The following is a 17,722-nucleotide window of genomic DNA, read 5'->3' as shown; positions in this document are numbered from 1 at the left end:
GGGGCAGACGGGGCCGCGTTGCCGTTCTGGACGGGCGCCGCGGGCCGCGAGGCCGGCCGCGTGGCGGTCGGCGCGGGCTTGGGCGGAACCGGCCCGGGACGCGGGCCCGGCTTCGGTGCGCCGGAACGCGGCGCGGTGGCGGTGCCTGCCGAACCGCCGGACACGGAGGCCTTGCCCCCGCCGTCGAAGGAATCCTTCAGCTTACGAACTACCGGCGCCTCCACCGTGGAGGAGGCTGAACGCACGAACTCTCCCAGGTCTTGGAGCTTGGCCATGATGACCTTGCTCTCAACACCCATCTCCTTGGCGAGTTCATAGACCCGGACCTTGGCCACTTCACTCCTGTCTCGGTCCGCGTCTTCTCCGCGCGACCGTCTATATCACTGCATGGGCGTGCTCATCGCTGGGTGCTCATCGCGTGCTCATCGTTTTTCTCGACCCGCTCTCCGCGTCGTAGCGATCCCTGTTCCGTGCCGACTGTTCGACCCGCTGCTCCCGGCTCCCGCCGCGAGACAATCCTCGCGGACGGTAACGGACGGGCAGCCGGATTTACTCCGTCCCCGTCCCGTCTCGCGACTGTGCCTCGCACGCCTCCAGCCGCGCACGCACCGCACTGAGAGCGAACGGTCCCGGCAGGCGCAATGCCCGCGGGAAGGCCCGCTTACGCTCGGCGAGGGCGAGACACGCGAGCCGCGGGTGCAGATAAGCACCGCGGCCCGGAAGGCGCCGACCCGGATCGGGTAGTACTTCGCCCTCTCCGGCGACGATACGGAGCAGCCGGTCCTGCGCATCCCGGGCACGACAGCCAACGCAGGTACGCGTGGGCACGCCGCGGTCTTCCCGGTCGGTCGGCAGGCCAGTCACGGTCTATCTTACCCCCACGATCAGTACTCCCGCTCCCCCGAAGCGGGGCCGCGAGAGGTCCGCGGGCGGCCGGCATCCGCCGCGCGGCCCGCACACCGGCGTGATCAGCCGACCTGCCTGGGCTCCACGTCCGAGCGGATGTCGATGCGCCATCCGGTCAGCCGGGCGGCCAGCCGGGCGTTCTGCCCTTCCTTGCCGATGGCCAGCGACAGCTGATAATCGGGCACGGTGACCTGCGCGGACTTCGCCTCCGCGTCCACGATGCGCACCTTGGTGACCTTCGCCGGGGACAGCGCCGAGGCGACCAGGCGCTCCGGGTCGTCGGACCAGTCCACGATGTCGATCTTCTCGCCGTGCAGCTCGTTCATCACGTTGCGCACCCGCGCGCCGACTGGTCCGATGCACGCTCCCTTGGCGTTCACTCCGGGTTTGGTGGAACGCACCGCGATCTTCGTTCGGTGCCCGGCCTCCCGGGCGATCGCGGCGATCTCCACGGTGCCGTCCGCCACTTCCGGCACTTCGAGCGCGAACAGGCGGCGCACCAGGTTCGGGTGCGTGCGCGAGAGCGTGACCTGCGGACCGCGCTGGCCCCGGCGCACCGCGACGACGAGGCACTTGATCCGGATGCCGTGCTCATAGCGCTCACCGGGCACCTGCTCCGGCGCCGGCAGCAGCGCCTCGAAGCTCTCCTTCTTGCCCGAGTCGATCTCCACCAGCACGTTGCGCGGGTCGTCGCCCTGCTGCACCTTGCCGGTGATCAGATCGCCCTCGCGCGCGGCGAAGTCCCGGAAGACCGCCTCGTCCGCCGCCTCGCGCAGCCGCTGCGCGATCACCTGCCGGGCGGTGGACGCGGCGATCCGGCCGAAGCCGCCGGGGGTGTCCTCGAACTCGGGGCCGACCGGGCGGCCCTCCGCGTCGGTCTCGGTCGCCCACACCGCGACGTGCCCGGTCTTGTGGTCGAGTTCGACCCGGGCGCGCGTGTGAGCGCCCTCGGTCCGCTCGTACGCGAGCAGCAGCGCCTGCTCGATCGCCTCGAAGAGCCGGTCGAGCGAGATGTCCTTGTCCTGCGCCAGATCGCGCAGCGCCCGCATGTCGATGTCCATCGCGTCCTCAATCAGCTCTCGTCGTCGGGAGCGTCGTCGTCGTCCGGCGCCTCATCGTCCGGCGCGTCATCGTCCGGCGCATCCTCGGCGGCCCGGTTGAACTCGACCTGAACCCGGGCCTTGGCGATCTCGCCGTAGGGCAGCGCGCGCTCCTTCTCCTGCTCCCCGACCAGGAGGGTCACCCCGTGCTCGTCGCTGTCGGCGATGCGCCCGGTCAGCTCTCCGCCGGCCTTGAGCACCGCCTTGACCAGGCGGCCGCGCGCCCGCCGCCAGTGCTTGGGGGCGGTCAGCGGGCGGTCGACGCCCGGCGAGGTGACTTCGAGGACGTACGCCGCCTCACCCATGGCCGCATAGCCGTCCAGGGCCTCGGAGACCGCGCGGGTCACGTCGGCGATGTCGTCCAGTGAGACGCCACCGTCCCGGTCCACCACCACGCGGATCAACCGGCGCGATCCGGCACGCTGCTCGGTCACGTCCTCAAGCTGCGCGCCGGCCCGCTCGACCACCGGTTCCAGCAGCACGCGCAGCTTCTGCCGGTCGAGCCGGGGGGCGGCGGTCGGGCTCATCGCGGTCGGCTCCTCGACGGATCTGGGATCTGGCCTTGTCGTGTCGTCTACCAGGGTAGTCGGTTCGGCGGCACGACAAGTCCGGGTCGATCCGATCGGGGGGAGCCCGTCGCGGTGACTGTTTTCAGACTCAGCCTCGACGGCGGCTGGTTCGGTCTCTCAGCCCAGCCCAGCCCAGCCGAGCCCAGCCGAGCCCAGCTCAGCCCAGCAGCTCCCGCAGGCGTGCGGCGGCCTGCTCCAGCGGCACGTTCTCCCGCTCGCCGCCGGCCCGGTCGCGCAGTTCGACCAGGCCCTCGGCGAGGCCCTTGCCGACCACGACGATCGTGGGCACGCCGATCAGCTCGGCGTCCTTGAACTTGACGCCGGGAGAGACGCCGCGCCGATCGTCGAAGAGCACGCTCACTCCGGCGTGATCCAGCTCGACGGCCAGCGTCGCGGCGGCCTCGAACACCGAGTCGTCCTTGCCGGTGGCCACCAGGTGCACGTCCGCCGGGGCGACCTCGCGCGGCCAGACCAGGCCCAGCTCGTCGTGCTTCTGCTCGGCGATGGCCGCGACCGCGCGCGAGACGCCGATGCCGTAGGAGCCCATCGTGACGCGGACCGGTTTGCCGTCCGGGCCGAGCACGTCGAACTCGAAGGCGTTGGTGAACTTGCGGCCGAGCTGGAAGATGTGCCCGATCTCGATGCCCCGGCCGATGGTCAGCGCGTGACCGCAGCGCGGGCAGGGATCCCCGGAGCGCACCTCGGCCGCACCGACGGCGGCGTCCGGGGTGAAGTCGCGGCCGTACACGACGTGCGCGGCGTGCTTGCCGTTCTCGTTGGCCCCGGTGATCCAGGACGAGCCGGGCACCACGAGGGGGTCCACCTTGTAGGTGTAACCGGCCTCGGCCAGACCCTGCGGACCGAGGTAGCCGCGTACCAGCGCCGGATGCTTCGCGAAGTCCTCCGCCTCGAACAGCTCGACCTCGGCGGGGTGCACTGCGGCCTCCAGGCGCTTGAGGTCCACCTCGCGGTCGCCGGGCACGCCCACGACCAGGACCTCGGTCTCCTTCGCGCCCGGATGACGCAGCTTCACCACGACGTTCTTGAGCGTGTCCGCGGCGGTGACCGTGCGGCCGAGGTCGAGCCGGTTGAACAGCTCGACGAGCGAGTCGATCGTCGGCGTGTCCGGGGTGTCGTAGACCTTCAGCGCGGGCTCGTCGGAGGCGTCGAGCGCGACACCCGCCCGCCCCTCCACCGCCTCCGTGTTGGCCGCGTAGTCGCAGTCGGTGCAGGAGACGAAGGTGTCCTCGCCGGTCGGCGTCGCGGCCAGGAACTCCTCGGAAGCCGAGCCGCCCATGGAACCGGACATGGCCGAGACGATCCGGTAGTCCAGGCCGAGCCGGTCGAAGATCCGTACGTACGCCTCGCGGTGCAGCTCGTAGGAGCGCTTCAGACCTTCGTCGTCGAGGTCGAAGGAGTACGAGTCCTTCATCAGGAACTCGCGGCCGCGCAGGATGCCGGCGCGCGGCCGGGCCTCGTCCCGGTACTTGGTCTGGATCTGGTACAGGTTGACCGGCAGATCCTTGTAGGAGGAGTACTCGCCCTTGACCATGAGGGTGAACATCTCCTCGTGGGTCGGGCCGAGCAGGTAGTCCGCGCCCTTGCGGTCCTTGAGCCGGAAGATGCCGTCGCCGTATTCGGTCCAGCGGCCGGTGGCCTCGTAGTACTCGCGCGGCAGCAGCGCGGGGAACTGGACCTCCTGCGCGCCGAAGCGGTCCATCTCCTCCTTGACCACGCGCGCGACGTTGTCCAGCACGCGCTTGCCGAGTGGCAGCCAGGAGTAGATGCCGGGGCCGACCCGGCGCACGTAGCCGGCGCGCACGAGCAGCTTGTGGCTCGGCACCTCGGCATCGGCCGGATCGTCGCGAAGGGTCCGGAGGAAGAGCGTGGACATGCGCGAGATCACTGCGGCACTCCTAGCGGTCGGGTCAGGTACTGGCGCAGATGTGTCACTACATCGCGCATCACGAGAATATCGGGCCGCCGGACACAGTTCGGCCGCATTAGTGCCGCAGGCGCCAACCGGCTACTACATTGCGCTGCCATGGCGGTCTTCAGGTCCAAGGCGTTCAAGGCGTCGTTCGATCCCGCGTTCGACGACCTCGATCTCGCGGATGCGCGCGACGAGTTGGCGCAGGGCCGCTGGGAGCCGGCTCGGGACCTGCTGGAGGACACCCGCCGCGACTGGGACCGGCGCACGCACCGGATCAAGGTGCTGGCGGACACCACGGCTGCCAGCGCGTGGCTGGAGCGGTGGCTGGCGCTCGATCCGCGCAACCCCGACGCCGCGACGCTCCAGGCTCACGTCGAGGTGGTGCGCCAGGTGCGGGCTCAGGTCCGGGAGAACGGCACGAGCAAGACCGCGGCCGACGTGGAGGCGCTGTGCCGCCGAGCTGCCGCGCTCTCGCCGCAGGACCCGATGCCGTGGATCAGCCTGGTCACCCTGGCTCGGGCGCAGGGCGTCGACCGCGAGGAACTGTGGGCGCGCTGGCGCGGCATGCGCGAGCGGGATCCGTGGAACCGCGAGGGCCACCACCAGGCCCTCATCTACCTGTTCGCCGCCTGGCACGGCTCGCACGCCGAGATGTATGACTTCGCGTACTGGCTCGCCGGGGAGGCTCCGGAGGGTTCGCCGCTGGCGGTGCTGCCGCTGGTCGCGCACGCCGAGTCGTATAGGGCGCACTCGGCGGAGAAACGCGCGGCGGTGCGGGCGGGGCTGGACATGATGTGGACCGAGGACCAGGTCGGGCTGGATCTGGACCGGATACTCGAGCGCTGGTTCCGGCGCCAGCAGCGGCAGCACGCGCAGGCGAAGGCGGATCTGAACTACCTGGCGCACGCGTTGATCCACGCGGACCGGCACGCCGACGCGCGGCCGGTGATGCAGGCGATCGGGCCGCACGTCACGCGGGTACCGTGGGCGTATACCGGCGATCCGGAGCCGTCGTTCCTGTACTGGCGGCAGCGGCTGCTCGGCGGCTGAGCGGGAGTTACCCTCTTCGGACGGCGGTGTCCGAAAGCCGCCAGTGGCGGATCGGGCGCGGGGGCAGACTCGAAGCGTGCGACTCTTCCGCACCGCCTCAGAGATTAGGGAGCCCAGCCATGGCCGACCTGACAGCACATCGGTGCGCGACCCCGCTCGGCCCGTTCACGGTCCTGGCGCGCGGGGACGTGGTCCATGCATCCGGCTTCACCGATTCGGTCGAGCAGTTGGCGCGGCTCGCCGACAGTGATCCCGGCTCGGTCGCCGTCAGCGCGGACGATCACGGCGCGCTGGCGGCCGTGCGCAAGTACTTCGAGGGCGAACTGGCGGCGCTCGATGTGGTGGAGACCCGGGAGCGGCCGGCCGCCGCGCCCTTCCGTACCGCCGCGCGGCAGGCGCTGCGCCGGATCCCGGCCGGCGCCACGGCCACGTACACCGAGTTGGCCGCTTCCGCGGGCAATCCGCGGGCCGTACGCGCGGCCGGCAGCGCGTGCGCGACCAACCCGACCGCTCTGTTCGTGCCCTGCCATCGCGTCGTGCGCGCGAACGGGAGCCTCGGGGGCTTCCTGTACGGGCTCGACGTCAAGCGGGCGCTGCTCGACCACGAGGCGAAGCACGCCTGAGCAGAGGTCTGCGAACAGTTGGCACGCCTGAGCAGAGGTCTGCGAACAGTTGGCACGCCTGAGCAGAGGTCTGCGAACAGTTGGCACGCCTGAGCAGAGGTCTGCGAACAGCGCGCCGTCGAAGTCAGAAGAGCACCGAGGCGAACTCGGAAACCTCGCGGAAGCCGACCCGGTGGTACGAGGCGCGCGCCGGCACGTTGAAGTCGTTCACGTAGAGCGAGACCACGGGGGCGAAGTCGCGCAGCGCGTACTCGACCACCGCGGCCATGCCGCCCTCCGAGATGCGCCGGCCGCGGAACTTCGGGCTCACCCACACGCCCTGGATCTGGCATACCGCGCGGGTCACCGCGCCGATCTCCGCCTTGAAGACGACCTCGCCGCCCTCGATCCAGGCGAACGCGCGCCCGGCGTTGACCAGCTCGGCCACCCGCTGCCGGTACATGCGCCCGCCGTCCGCCGCCACCGGTGAGACACCGACCTCCTCGGTGAACATGGCGACGCACGCGGGCATCAGCACATCGAGTTGCGCGGGGTGCACAGGCCGCACCCGGAAGTCCGGGGCGACGCTCGGCGAAGGCTCGCGCAGCGCCATCACCGGCTGGTTCGGCCGCACCTCGCGGGCCGGCTGCCAGTGCGGGGCCAGGTGGTTCCACAGTTCGAGCGCGGCCTCCCGCGGACCGACGATCGAGGAGCAGCGGCGCCCCTGCTTGCGCGCCCTGTCGGCGAACGCGCGCACCGCCTCCGAGGTGGCGTTGATCGGTACCAGGTTGGCGCCGGAGAAGCACAGCGAGGTGAGCCGGCCGCCCGAGGCGTGGCCCCACATCTCGCCGCCGAGCTGCCACGGGTCCAGGCCCGCGGCCTCGACCCGCGCGCCGATGAACGCGTTGTCGATCGGGTCGCGGGACAACAGTTCCAGAGCCTCGTCCAGATCGGCGTGATCGAGCACGCGCACGCCCGAGGCAGGACTCAGCAGCCGGGTCACCACGTTCATGCGCGATCTAAGCCTCTCGCCTGCCGGTAGCCCACGTAGCACACTCTACGGCCTGGAAGGGTTTCCCGGAGCGGCCCGGCGGCAGCGAAAACGCGCGGGCCGCGCACGCGCTGCGGCCTCGCCGGTCCGGCCTCGATCCAGGCGGCGACAGCCGCTGATCAGCCGACCGCCACCTCGGGCGCTCCGCCGCCGAGGTCCGCGCCCATCTCCTCGGCCAGCCGCGCGGCCTCCTCGACGAGGGTCTCCACGATCTGCGATTCCGGCACGGTCTTGATGACCTCGCCCTTGACGAAGATCTGCCCCTTGCCGTTGCCCGAAGCCACGCCGAGGTCCGCCTCGCGCGCCTCGCCCGGACCGTTGACGACGCAGCCCATCACCGCCACCCGCAGCGGCACGTTCAACCCGTCCAGCGCCGCGGTGACCTGATCGGCCAGGGTGTACACGTCCACCTGCGCGCGACCGCACGACGGGCAGGAGACGATCTCCAGGCCGCGCTGGCGCAGGCCGAGCGACTCGAGGATCTGCGTGCCGACCTTGACCTCCTCCACCGGAGGCGCCGAGAGCGAGACCCGGATCGTGTCGCCGATCCCCTCGGCCAGCAGCGCCCCGAACGCGACCGCCGACTTGATCGTGCCCTGGAACGCCGGGCCCGCCTCGGTCACGCCCAGGTGCAGCGGATAGTCGCAGGCCTCGGCCAGCAGCCGGTAGGCCTGGATCATCACCACCGGGTCGTTGTGCTTGACCGAGATCTTGATGTCCCGGAAGTCGTGCTCCTCGAACAGCGAGCACTCCCACAGCGCGGACTCGACCAGCGCCTCCGGGGTGGCCTTGCCGTACTTCTCGTAGAGCCGCGGATCCAGTGAGCCGGCGTTGACACCGATCCGGATCGGCACTCCCGCGGCCTTGGCCCGCCGCGCGATCTCGCCGACCTGGTCGTCGAACTTGCGGATGTTGCCGGGGTTGACCCGGACCGCGGCGCAGCCGGCGTCGATCGCCGCGAAGACGTACTTGGGCTGGAAGTGAATGTCCGCGATCACCGGGATCTGCGACTTCTTCGCGATCATCGGCAGCGCGTCGGCGTCGTCCTGGGAGGGGCAGGCCACCCGCACGATCTGGCAGCCGGTCGCGGTCAACTGCGCGATCTGCTGCAGCGTCGCGTTCACGTCCGAGGTCAGCGTCGTGGTCATCGACTGCACCGAGACCGGGGCGTCCCCGCCCACGGGCACGTTCCCCACCATGATCTGCCGCGACTTGCGGCGTGGCGCGAGCGGTTTGGCCGGAATGGACGGAACACCGAGAGAAACGGCGGTCATCGTTCGGGCACTCCCCAGTCTTGGGCCGAAAGTTCGTGCGGCAGCGGATCAACGACGAGAACAACGCTACGGCACTTCAGCTGGTCTCATTGCATGCCGTTCCCCGGCTTTCACCCGATCTTCACCGGCCGTGCGCCGAACGGCATGTCCCGCGGGACGAAGCGCGCGGTACACGCGGTGCGCGCCGAAGGCGCCCCGGGGCGTGGCCGGCCGGCTCACGACGGCAGATGAATCGGGTTGGTGATGTCGGCCGCGAGCAGCAGCAGCGTGAGGCCGACGAAGACGAGCAGGAAGGCGTACGCGACCGGCATCAGTTTATTGAGGTCCACGCGGCCGGGCGCGGGGCGGTGCAGCAGCCGGTAGAGGCGCTTGCGCGCCTCCTCGTAAAGCAGGACCGCGACATGCCCGCCGTCCAGCGGCAGGATCGGCAGCAGGTTGAACACGCCGATGAACACGTTGACCGCGGCGACGAGGGCGAAGAAGCCGGCGAACCCGGCCTGGCCGATGATGGTGCCGCTGATCTGTGCCATGCCCACGACGCCGACCGGCGAGCTGGCCGAGCGCTGCGTGTGGTCCACGGTGGCGGTGAACAGCTTCGGGATCGCGGCGGGGATGGAGCCGAGGCCCTTGAAGGTGTTGACGATCATGCTGCCGAACTGCTGTCCGCTGTACCCGGCGGCCGAGATCGGGCTGTAGTGCTGCGTATACGAGTTCTGCCCCAGCCCGACCAGGCTGCCGGCGGCGGTGTGCCCGTCGGGGTAGGTCACCGACTTCACACCGACCGGCACGACCGTCGTCGCGTGGGCGCGCCCCTGTGGGTCGGTGTACTCGAGGGCCGAGGGCTGACCGGCCGGCAACTGGTGCAGCGCCGTGGCCAGGTCGTCGAAGTTCTTGATCGGCCGACCGGCGATCGCGGTGATCAGGTCCCCCGTGGACAGGCCGGCCCGGGCCGCCGGGGACGGCTTCGAACCGGCCGCGCAGCTCTCGTCGGGACTTCCGTCGCTCGTCAGGCACGCGGAGACGTGGCCGACCCGCGCCGAGGTGTCCGCCTTCTGCACGCCGAACAACATCGGGCTGAGGAAGAACAACACCAGCGCGATCAGGAAGTGGGTGAGCGACCCCGCGGAGAGGGTGAGCAGCCGCATCCGGGCCGGCTTGTTCTTCAGCGCCCGGTCCTCGTCGCCAGGCTCGATCTCGTCCAGATCCGTCATCCCGACGATCTTGACGTAGCCGCCGGCCGGGATCGCCTTGATTCCGTACTCGGTCTCGCCGCGCTTGAACGACCACAGCCGGGTGCCGAAGCCGACGAAGAACTCGGTGACCTTGCCTCCGGACCAGCGCGCGCAGACCATGTGCCCGGCCTCGTGCAGCACGATCGAGACCAGCAGCGCCAGCACGAACAGCAGCGCGCCTAGGACGTTCACGCCGGGGAACCCGCCTTCATCTCGAGTGGTACCGCGGGCGGCCGATCGACGCCGGCACCCGCACGGACAGACGTGTCCGGGCGGCCGGAAAGTTCCGGTCTCACACTACCCGGCCGCACCGGTGCCGGTCAGTTCCCCGGCACGGGCGCGCGACCAGCGGTCGGCTTCGAGTACCGCATCCAGGCTCGCGACCTCGGCGGACTGCGGGCGGTCGGCGTGCTCGGCGACCACGGCCGCGATCGTGTCCACGATACCGGTGAAGGGCAGCCGCCCGGCCAGGAACGCCCCGACGCACGCCTCGTTCGCGCCGTTGAACACCGCCGGAAAGGTGCCCCCGGCCTGCCCGACCTGCTTGGCCAGGCCGACGGCCGGGAACGCCTCCTCGTCGAGGGGGAAGAACTCCCAACTGGCGGCCTTGGTCCAGTCGCAGGCCGGGGCGGCGTCGGGGATCCGCTGCGGCCAGCCCATGGCCAGCGCGATCGGGATGCGCATGTCCGGAGGCGAGGCTTGCGCGAGCGTCGAGCCGTCCGTGAACTCGACCATGGAGTGCACGATCGACTGCGGGTGCACCACCACCGCGATCCGCTCGAACGGGATGTCGTAGAGCAGGTGCGCCTCGATGACCTCAAGGCCCTTGTTCACCAGGGTCGCCGAGTTGATCGTGACCAGCGGCCCCATCGCCCAGGTCGGGTGCGCGAGCGCCTGCTGCGGGGTCACGTCGGCCAGTTCCTCGCGGGCGCGGCCGCGGAACGGTCCGCCACTGGCGGTCACGATGAGCCTGCGCACCTCGTCCGCGCTGCCGCCGCGCAGACACTGGGCCAGCGCCGAGTGCTCGGAGTCCACCGCGACGATCTGTCCCGGCGCCGCCAGCGAGGTCACCAGGTCGCCGCCGATGATCAACGACTCCTTGTTGGCCAGGGCGAGGGTGCGGCCGTATCGCAGCGCGGCGAGCGTGGCCTTGAGGCCCGCGGCGCCGTCGATTCCGTTGAGCACCACGTCGCAGTCGAGGGCGGCGAGTTCGGCGGCGGCGTCCGGGCCGGTGACGATCCGCGGCAGCCGATAGTCGCCGACCGCGTAGCCGCGCCGCTGGGCCTCGGCGTAGAAGGCGAGTTGCAGGTCCTGCGCGGCCGTGGCCTTGGCCACCGCGACGGCTTCGGCTCGCAGGTCGAGTGCCTGCCGGGCCAGCAGCGCGGCGTTCTTGCCGCCGGCGGCGAGGGCCACGACGCGGAATCGGTCCGGATTGCGGGTAATCACATCGACGGCCTGGGTGCCGATCGAACCGGTCGAGCCGAGGATGACGATCCGCCGAGGGCTGCTGCTCGCTTCGCTCATGGCCGCCATTGTTCCGCACCCGGGCGGGCCGGGCCCTCCCGCCTTGAAGCAGTGGTCGGCGACTCGCTAAGCTCGCAAGCCGGCTGGCAGCAGACGGTGCGCCGGTGCAAACCCGAGGGGAACGCCGTGTCGGAACTGGTGCCGCCGCCCTGGGATCCCCAGCCATCGGATCAGCAGCAGGCTGGAGGGCAACCACAGCCGCACACTCCCCCGCAGCAGCCGGCGTCCCCGCCCGGAACCTTCCCGCCACCGGCCGGGACGCAGTACGGCAACGTGCAGTACGGAGCAGGACAGTACGGCCCGGGACAATACGCGCAGTCGCCTGCCGGCTACCCGAGTGCGCCTTATCCGCCCGACTATGGCCAGTACGGGTCCGGCCCCTACGGTTACGGCGCGGGCGGGTACGGCCGGCCGCCGGGTACCAGCGGCATGGCGATCGCGTCACTGGTTCTGGGCATCTGCGGGTTCTTATGCGTCACACCGCTGATCGGGCTCGGCCTGGGCATCGCGGCGCTCGTGCAGACCTCGAAGACGGGCCAGTCCGGCAAGGGCATGGCCATCGCCGGAGTGATCCTCTCCGTGTTGTGGATCCTGCTCATGGCGCTTTCGATCGCGACCGGGAACTTCCACTTCCACTTCGGCAGCACCGGCTCCGGGCCGTCGACCAGCCCGACGCAAGCGCCGGACGGCACTTCCGCGTAACAGCGCGCGCTGTGCGTCCGTGAGAGGCTGTGCGTCCTCAAGAACGACCGCGACCAGGCCGCGTCAAGCCGAGCGAGCCGTCGGGCTGATCGGTTGCCAGACCGTCAGCCGTCAGGTCACCACGCCTCAGGTCATAGATCCAGGCCGGTCAGCACCATGACACGCTCGTAGGTGTAGTCGTCCATCGCGTACCTGACACCCTCGCGACCGACACCTGAGCCCTTCGCGCCGCCGTAAGGCATCTGGTCCGCGCGGTAACTCGGCGCGTCGCCGATGATCACCCCGCCGACCTCCAGCTCGCTGTGCGCGCGGAACGCGGCCTGGATGTCGTGCGTGAAGACGCCCGCCTGGAGCCCGAACGCCGAGTCGTTCACGGCCGCGAACGCCGCGTCCGCGCCGTCCACCTGCTGCACGACAAGGACCGGACCGAAGACCTCCTCGCAGACCACCCTGGCATCGGACGGTGCGTCGACCAGCACCGTCGGCGCGTAAGCGGAACCCTCGCGCTTGCCGCCGGTAAGCAGTTTCGCCCCGGCCGCCACCGCCTCGTCAACCCACTGCTCGACCCGGATCGCCGCCTGCTCGCTGATCATCGGCCCGACGTCGGTGGCCGGGTCGTTCGGATCGCCGGTCTTCTGCGCCGCGACCGCCTCCACCAGCCTCGGCAACAGCCGGTCGTAGACGGCGCGGTCCACGATGACCCGCTGCACCGAGATGCAGGACTGCCCGGCCTGGTAGTTCGAGTAGGTCGCGATCCGCGCGGCCGCCCAGTCCAGGTCCTTCTCGCTCGCGTAGTCGCCGAGCACGACGGCCGCGGCGTTCCCGCCGAGTTCCAGCGTGACGTGCTTGTGCGGCGCCGCGGCCCGGATCATCGAGCCGACCGGACCCGAGCCGGTGAAGGAGATCACCGGCAGCCGCGGGTCGCCGGTCAACTGCTCCATCCGCTCGTTCGGCACCGGCAGGACCGACCAGGAGCCGGCCGGCAGGTCGGTCTCGGCCAGCAGTTCGCCGAGCAGCAGCGCGGACAGCGGCGTGGCCGGCGCGGGCTTGAGGATGATCGGCGCGCCGACCGCGATCGCCGGGGCCACCTTGTGCGCGACCAGGTTCAGCGGGAAGTTGAACGGTGCGATGCCGAGCACCGGCCCCTTCGGGAAGCGGCGCACCACCGCCAGCCGGCCGGCCGCCGCCGGGTCGGTGTCGAGGCGCTGAAGCTCGCCGGCGAAGCGGCGCGCCTCCTCCGCGGCCCAGCGGAACACCGAGACCGCGCGGCCCACCTCGCCCTTCGACCACTTCAGCGGCTTGCCGTTCTCCGCGGTGATCAGCTCGGCGATCTCATCGGCGCGCTCGGCCAGGCGCCTGGAGACGTGGTCGAGCGCGGCGGCGCGCGCGTGCGCAGGCAGGCCCGCCGTCGCCTTCGCCGCGTTATCCGCGGCCGCGACCGCCTGCTCGACCTGGGCGCCGGTCGGCAGCGAGACGGCCGCGAGGGACGAACCGTCGTACGGTCGCGTCACCTCAAGTGTGTGCTCCCCGGTCGCCTTGGTCCCGGCGAGCCAGAACGGACGCGGATCGGTCGCAACGGTCATCGTCGCCTCCATCACTGTTCTTCACGGTTTCGCGACACGGCGGGCTACCTTTCCCACCCTAGGTCGCTTAATCCGCGGCCGTCTCCCTACACCCTGACGCCCGTCGGGCGGCCCGGCCCGGCAATGTGCAAACCCTCGCGGTGCTCAATCAACGCAGTGGGTCGTCTGTGGGCGTTTCGGCAACGCGGCCAGGCGGGATGCGGGGGCCGATTTTCACGGCGGATTTCCGGCGCGGGACACTAGCCGCGCAGATTAACCAGGACCGGCGGCGTGCGGATGCCGTCCGGTGTGGCGAGCGAGATCAGCGCGTGGCCGGTCGGCACTTCGTTGATGATCTCCGAGGCCGACCAGACGGGCCGCTCGACCGCCCGAGTCGCCACCGCGCGCGAGTACTCCGTGGAAGTGTTGCCGGTGATGGACTGGATCACCGACTTCTCCTTCTTGCCGCCGGGACTGGAGACGTGCCCGGAGCCCGTGGTCGTCGACGAGCCCGTGGTCACCGTGGTCTCGGCGGACCACTGCGTACCCCAGTACTCGGCGAAGTACCGCGCGTCCTGCGGTTCGACCCCGGCGAAGACCGCCTTGCACCCGGTGCCGGTGAACACCGCGGAACGCAGGTGCTCGGGGAACTGGCCCATCGACTGCGTCAGCAGCACTATCCCGGCATTGGCCGCGCGCGCCCGTTGCAGGCCCTGCACGACGTATTCGTCCACGAAACGCCCAGCCTCGTCCACGATCAGCCCCTTGAACACCGAACGGTCGGCGTCCGGGGCCGCGACGACCTGGACGAACTGGGCGACGGCGAGGCGGGCGAGGATCCGCGCGGCCTGCGGCGAACTGCCTTCCGGCAGCGCGATGCGCACGCGCATCGGCCGGTTGATCTCGCGCATGGAGAATCGGCGCTGGCGGCCGTCGAAGAGGTCGATCAGCGCCGGGCGGTCGAGCAGCCGCAGCCGCTCGTTGAGCAGCGCGACCGGGCTCTCGCGCAGCACCGCGTCGATCAGTTCGCGCAGCGTCGGGTAGCGCGACGCGCGCTCGTGGAAGCCCGAGATCACCGTGTACAGGGTGTTGCGGGCCGCGGAATCGGCGGCCGGATCCCGGTGCGCGGTCTCCGGCGGCAGCACCGCCCCGGCCAGCCGGTCGGCCGCCTCATCAGGGCTCGATGCTCCGCCGAACAGATCGAAACCCCAGAGCGATCGCTCGTCGCCGGGCGCGCCGGGCGCCGCGGCGTCAGGGCGCCGGTTCGGGTCGATGTCGATATCGAAGAAACCCGGGAGCACCGCCGGTCCGAAGGCCGAGCCGGTCGGGTCGATCACCACCACGGAGGCCAGGCCGACCAGGGTCTGCAGCCCGAGCAGTTCGATGATCGGACGCGCGAAGGAACGGGTCTTACCGGACCCGGGCGGCCCCACCACCAGCATGGAGGTGCGCAGCACCTCGGTGTCGAGGGCGAACCACTCGTTCTGATGCGTCGACGGATTGCGCGGCGTCGCCGCCGCGACCCCCAACCGCGCCTGACCGGTGATCAGGTCGTGCTGCACCAGCCGCGGCATCGGCAGGTCACGCTGCCGGGATTCGTGCACGAACGCGCCGCCGCCGTGCTCCTCGATCTGCTCGGCGACCGGCCGCATCAGCTCCCTGCCGGGCCCGGCCTGCCCGGCCTGCGCGGCGCGCGCGGACTGCCGCACGACCCGGGCCACACGCACATAGTCCACATCGGTCAGCTCTCCGCCGGCCAGTTCCTCGTCCAGGCGCCGCGCGGCGGAGTCGAAACCGGCGAGCCGCAACTCCTTCCACAGGTCGGGGCGCGAGGGCGGGGGCGCCGGGGCGCTCTTCGGCTCAGGCCGGTACCTGGCCCACAGGTGGCGCAGCGCGAGCGGCCACTTGCCGTAGGCACCGCAGATCACGATGAGCGCCGCGAGATAGATGACCCGCGCCACGCCCACAGGCAGGCCGATGCTCGTGAGCAGATACCCGGCGGGCAGTATCAGGCCGATGTAGAGCAGCGGCAGCGCGATCAGGGCATTGCGTACCCGGCGCCACAGCGAGGGATCCAGCGGCCCGGGGCGGCCGCCGCGATCGGCCTGCGGATCGCGGCCGTAGGCGAAGACCCCCGGCAGGTCGAGCACCCGCGGACCGTGCACCCAGCCGAGCAGGTCGGGCCGGGTCCGGTCGGTCCAAGCGGTGCCGTCCCAGTAGCGGACCTGCGCCGCGCCGCTCGGACAGGGGTACCAGCCCTCGCGCATGCCGTGCCCTTGCTGTCCCAGGCCGCCCGGTCCGGGTGCCTGCCCGGCGCCCTCCTGACCGTGCCCCTGCGCCGGAACGACCGGACCGTCGTGCACCGCCACTGCGCTCTCTCCACTCTGCATCCACGTTCTGCGGACAAGGCCGTCTCCGGACGAATCCGTCTCCGGACGAGACCGGGGGCGTCCGCGGAACCCGAGCCGGCGAGCCGTCCGCACGATCGTAGCGATCTGCGCCGATCCGACGGGGGCGACACAGCGGACTCGGCCGCTGACCCCGGCGCGGCGCCCTTATCCGCGCGCACTCTGATACCGATCAACCCCCATACCGACACTGTGACAGCGTGGACGGCAAACGCCCGACGTGCTGCCAGGTGCCTATGCCGCGATCGTTGGTTATCGTCGGTAAGCAGCCTCGCGTTCTGTGCCCATACGTAAGCCTTCCCCGTATCTCCTGCGCCGTAGCACCATCCCGAAGGAGCACCACCCGATGTCCGACTCTGCCCGCCCCGTCGGCGGCCCTTCGCTGCCGCAGGAACGGCGGTTGGTGACCGAGATCCCGGGACCGCGCTCGCGCGAACTGTTCGCCCGGCGCAACGCGACGGTGGCGTTCGGGGTGTCCACGACGCTGCCGGTTTTCGTCACCCGCGCGGGCGGCGCGGTGCTTGAGGACGTGGACGGCAACCAGCTGATCGACTTCGGCTCCGGGATCGCGGTCACCAGCGTCGGCAACAGCGCCGAGGCCGTGGTCGGTCGCGCCGCCGAGCAGTTGCAGCGGTTCACCCACACCTGCTTCATGGTCACGCCGTACGAGAGTTACGTCGCGGTGTGCGAGGCGCTGGCCGAACTGACCCCGGGCGAGCACCCGAAGAAGTCGGCGCTGTTCAACTCCGGGGCCGAGGCGGTGGAGAACGCCGTCAAGATCGCCCGCGCGTACACCAAGCGGCAGGCGGTCGTCGTCTTCGACCACGGCTATCACGGCCGCACGAACCTGACGATGGCGCTGACCGCGAAGAACATGCCGTACAAGAACGGCTTCGGGCCCTTCGCGCCGGAGATCTACCGGATGCCGATGGCCTACCCGCTGCGCTGGCCGACCGGACCGGAGCACTGCGCCGAGGAGGCTGCGGCCCAGGCGATCTCGCAGATCGACAAGCAGGTCGGCGCGCACAACGTGGCCGCGGTCGTGATCGAGCCGATCCAGGGCGAGGGCGGTTTCATCGAGCCGCCGGCCGGTTTCCTGCCGCGCATCGCCGAGTACTGCCGGGCGAACGGGATCGTGTTCGTCGCCGACGAGATCCAGACCGGGTTCTGCCGCACCGGCGACTGGTTCGCCTGCGAGCACGAAGGCGTGGTGCCGGACCTGATCACCACCGCGAAGGGTCTGGCCGGCGGGCTGCCGCTGGCCGGGGTGACCGGCCGCGCCGAGATCATGGACGCGGCGCACGCGGGCGGGCTCGGCGGCACCTACGGCGGAAACCCGGTGGCCTGCGCGGCCGCACTCGGAGCGATCGACACGATGCGCGCGCAGGACCTGGCCGGGCGGGCCCGTAAGATCGGCGAGGTGATGACCTCGCGGCTGCGCGCGCTCGCCGAGCGGCACCCGCAGATCGCCGAGGTGCGCGGGCGCGGCGCGATGATCGCGATCGAACTGGTCAAGCCGGGCACGCTGGAACCGGCGCCGGAAACCGCGGTGAAGGCCGCCGCCTTCTGCCACGCCGCCGGGGTGGTGGTGCTGACCTGCGGCACATACGGCAACGTGCTGCGCTTCCTTCCACCCCTGGTTATCGGCGATGATTTGCTGGGTGAGGGCCTGGACGTGATCGATCAGGCCTTCGACTCCATGAGCTGACCGCCCTGTCCCCGGGAGTGCGGCCCGAGGACACGGCGCGGCGCCCGCCTTCGACCCCGGGCGGGCGCCGCGCCGGTTTCCCCGCGCCGGTTTCCCGGGTC

At 70.9% G+C, this 17,722-nt stretch carries 15 protein-coding genes; 4 read left to right on the top strand and 11 right to left on the bottom strand.

Annotated features, from left to right (window positions below):
- The 5 genes from KGA66_RS07440 to KGA66_RS07420 form a co-directional block, all read right to left on the bottom strand.
- Nucleotides 1–335, bottom strand: a 335-nt coding sequence (locus tag KGA66_RS07440) for a translation initiation factor IF-2 N-terminal domain-containing protein (protein WP_211465998.1), incomplete at its 3' end; no start/stop codon positions are given.
- Nucleotides 336–549: 214 nt separating this feature from the next.
- A complete protein-coding gene (locus KGA66_RS07435) occupies nt 550–828 on the bottom strand; it encodes a YlxR family protein (RefSeq protein ID WP_312886803.1) in 279 nt (92 codons plus the stop codon).
- A 140-nt stretch (nt 829–968) separates the two neighbouring features.
- The gene (gene nusA, locus KGA66_RS07430) at nt 969–1,967 is read right to left on the bottom strand and encodes a transcription termination factor NusA (RefSeq protein ID WP_211465994.1); all 999 of its coding nucleotides are present in this window, start codon (nt 1,965–1,967) and stop codon (nt 969–971) included.
- Between the two features lie 11 nt (nt 1,968–1,978).
- Nucleotides 1,979–2,533, bottom strand: coding sequence for a ribosome maturation factor RimP (gene rimP, locus KGA66_RS07425; protein ID WP_211465992.1), 555 nt, complete (start codon nt 2,531–2,533; stop codon nt 1,979–1,981).
- A 199-nt stretch (nt 2,534–2,732) separates the two neighbouring features.
- Nucleotides 2,733–4,481 carry a proline--tRNA ligase gene (locus KGA66_RS07420; protein ID WP_211465990.1) on the bottom strand — a complete coding sequence of 583 codons (1,749 nt, stop codon included), beginning with the start codon at nt 4,479–4,481 and terminating at the stop codon, nt 2,733–2,735.
- A gap of 138 nt (nt 4,482–4,619) precedes the next feature.
- Here KGA66_RS07420 and KGA66_RS07415 point away from each other — a divergent pair, with 138 nt between their 5' ends.
- The gene (locus tag KGA66_RS07415; protein ID WP_211465988.1) at nt 4,620–5,558 is read left to right on the top strand and encodes a hypothetical protein; all 939 of its coding nucleotides are present in this window, start codon (nt 4,620–4,622) and stop codon (nt 5,556–5,558) included.
- A 119-nt stretch (nt 5,559–5,677) separates the two neighbouring features.
- The gene (locus KGA66_RS07410) at nt 5,678–6,181 is read left to right on the top strand and encodes a methylated-DNA--[protein]-cysteine S-methyltransferase (protein ID WP_211465987.1); all 504 of its coding nucleotides are present in this window, start codon (nt 5,678–5,680) and stop codon (nt 6,179–6,181) included.
- 124 nt (nt 6,182–6,305) lie between these two features.
- Here the strand turns inward: KGA66_RS07410 and KGA66_RS07405 are convergent, their stop codons facing one another.
- From KGA66_RS07405 to dxr, 4 genes are all read right to left on the bottom strand, one after another.
- Nucleotides 6,306–7,172 (bottom strand): GNAT family N-acetyltransferase, encoded by an 867-nt coding sequence (locus tag KGA66_RS07405; protein WP_211465985.1) that lies wholly within the window; start codon nt 7,170–7,172, stop codon nt 6,306–6,308.
- A gap of 158 nt (nt 7,173–7,330) precedes the next feature.
- Complete coding sequence (ispG, locus tag KGA66_RS07400) at nt 7,331–8,485, bottom strand: flavodoxin-dependent (E)-4-hydroxy-3-methylbut-2-enyl-diphosphate synthase (protein WP_211465983.1); 1,155 nt, start codon at nt 8,483–8,485, stop codon at nt 7,331–7,333.
- 215 nt (nt 8,486–8,700) lie between these two features.
- Nucleotides 8,701–9,909, bottom strand: a complete 1,209-nt coding sequence (locus KGA66_RS07395) for a M50 family metallopeptidase (RefSeq protein ID WP_211465981.1) — start codon at nt 9,907–9,909, stop codon at nt 8,701–8,703.
- Between the two features lie 105 nt (nt 9,910–10,014).
- Nucleotides 10,015–11,250, bottom strand: a complete 1,236-nt coding sequence (gene dxr, locus KGA66_RS07390) for a 1-deoxy-D-xylulose-5-phosphate reductoisomerase (protein WP_369015827.1) — start codon at nt 11,248–11,250, stop codon at nt 10,015–10,017.
- Nucleotides 11,251–11,367: 117 nt separating this feature from the next.
- Between dxr and KGA66_RS07385 the strand changes: the two genes are divergently transcribed.
- Nucleotides 11,368–11,943, top strand: coding sequence for a DUF4190 domain-containing protein (locus tag KGA66_RS07385; protein ID WP_211465977.1), 576 nt, complete (start codon nt 11,368–11,370; stop codon nt 11,941–11,943).
- A gap of 131 nt (nt 11,944–12,074) precedes the next feature.
- On the opposite strand, the gene KGA66_RS07380 is transcribed toward KGA66_RS07385, so the two are convergent.
- Both KGA66_RS07380 and KGA66_RS07375 read right to left on the bottom strand, forming a co-directional pair.
- Nucleotides 12,075–13,526, bottom strand: a complete 1,452-nt coding sequence (locus tag KGA66_RS07380; protein WP_211465975.1) for an aldehyde dehydrogenase family protein — start codon at nt 13,524–13,526, stop codon at nt 12,075–12,077.
- 239 nt (nt 13,527–13,765) lie between these two features.
- Entirely contained in the window at nt 13,766–15,874 is a 2,109-nt protein-coding gene (locus KGA66_RS07375) for a DUF2510 domain-containing protein (protein ID WP_211465973.1), read from the bottom strand.
- Nucleotides 15,875–16,259: 385 nt separating this feature from the next.
- On the opposite strand from KGA66_RS07375, the gene gabT reads away from it, so the two are divergent.
- Nucleotides 16,260–17,621, top strand: a complete 1,362-nt coding sequence (gabT, locus tag KGA66_RS07370) for a 4-aminobutyrate--2-oxoglutarate transaminase (protein ID WP_211465971.1) — start codon at nt 16,260–16,262, stop codon at nt 17,619–17,621.
- Nucleotides 17,622–17,722 lie beyond the last annotated feature (101 nt).

It is taken from the genome of Actinocrinis puniceicyclus (assembly GCF_018283645.1).
Classification (GTDB): domain Bacteria; phylum Actinomycetota; class Actinomycetes; order Streptomycetales; family Catenulisporaceae; genus Actinocrinis; species Actinocrinis puniceicyclus.
This window is presented reverse-complemented; position numbering and strand designations above follow the sequence as displayed.

Bases quoted from the DNA above. Each gene is read 5' to 3' on its own strand.
- nusA (WP_211465994.1), bottom strand. From the start codon at position 1,967: ATGGACATCGACATGCGGGCGCTGCGCGATCTGGCGCAGGACAAGGAC.
- rimP (WP_211465992.1), bottom strand. From the start codon at position 2,533: ATGAGCCCGACCGCCGCCCCCCGGCTCGACCGGCAGAAGCTGCGCGTG.
- KGA66_RS07415 (WP_211465988.1), top strand. From the start codon at position 4,620: ATGGCGGTCTTCAGGTCCAAGGCGTTCAAGGCGTCGTTCGATCCCGCG.
- KGA66_RS07410 (WP_211465987.1), top strand. From the start codon at position 5,678: ATGGCCGACCTGACAGCACATCGGTGCGCGACCCCGCTCGGCCCGTTC.
- KGA66_RS07405 (WP_211465985.1), bottom strand. From the start codon at position 7,172: ATGAACGTGGTGACCCGGCTGCTGAGTCCTGCCTCGGGCGTGCGCGTG.
- ispG (WP_211465983.1), bottom strand. From the start codon at position 8,485: ATGACCGCCGTTTCTCTCGGTGTTCCGTCCATTCCGGCCAAACCGCTC.
- dxr (WP_369015827.1), bottom strand. From the start codon at position 11,250: ATGGCGGCCATGAGCGAAGCGAGCAGCAGCCCTCGGCGGATCGTCATC.
- KGA66_RS07380 (WP_211465975.1), bottom strand. From the start codon at position 13,526: ATGACCGTTGCGACCGATCCGCGTCCGTTCTGGCTCGCCGGGACCAAG.
- gabT (WP_211465971.1), top strand. From the start codon at position 16,260: ATGTCCGACTCTGCCCGCCCCGTCGGCGGCCCTTCGCTGCCGCAGGAA.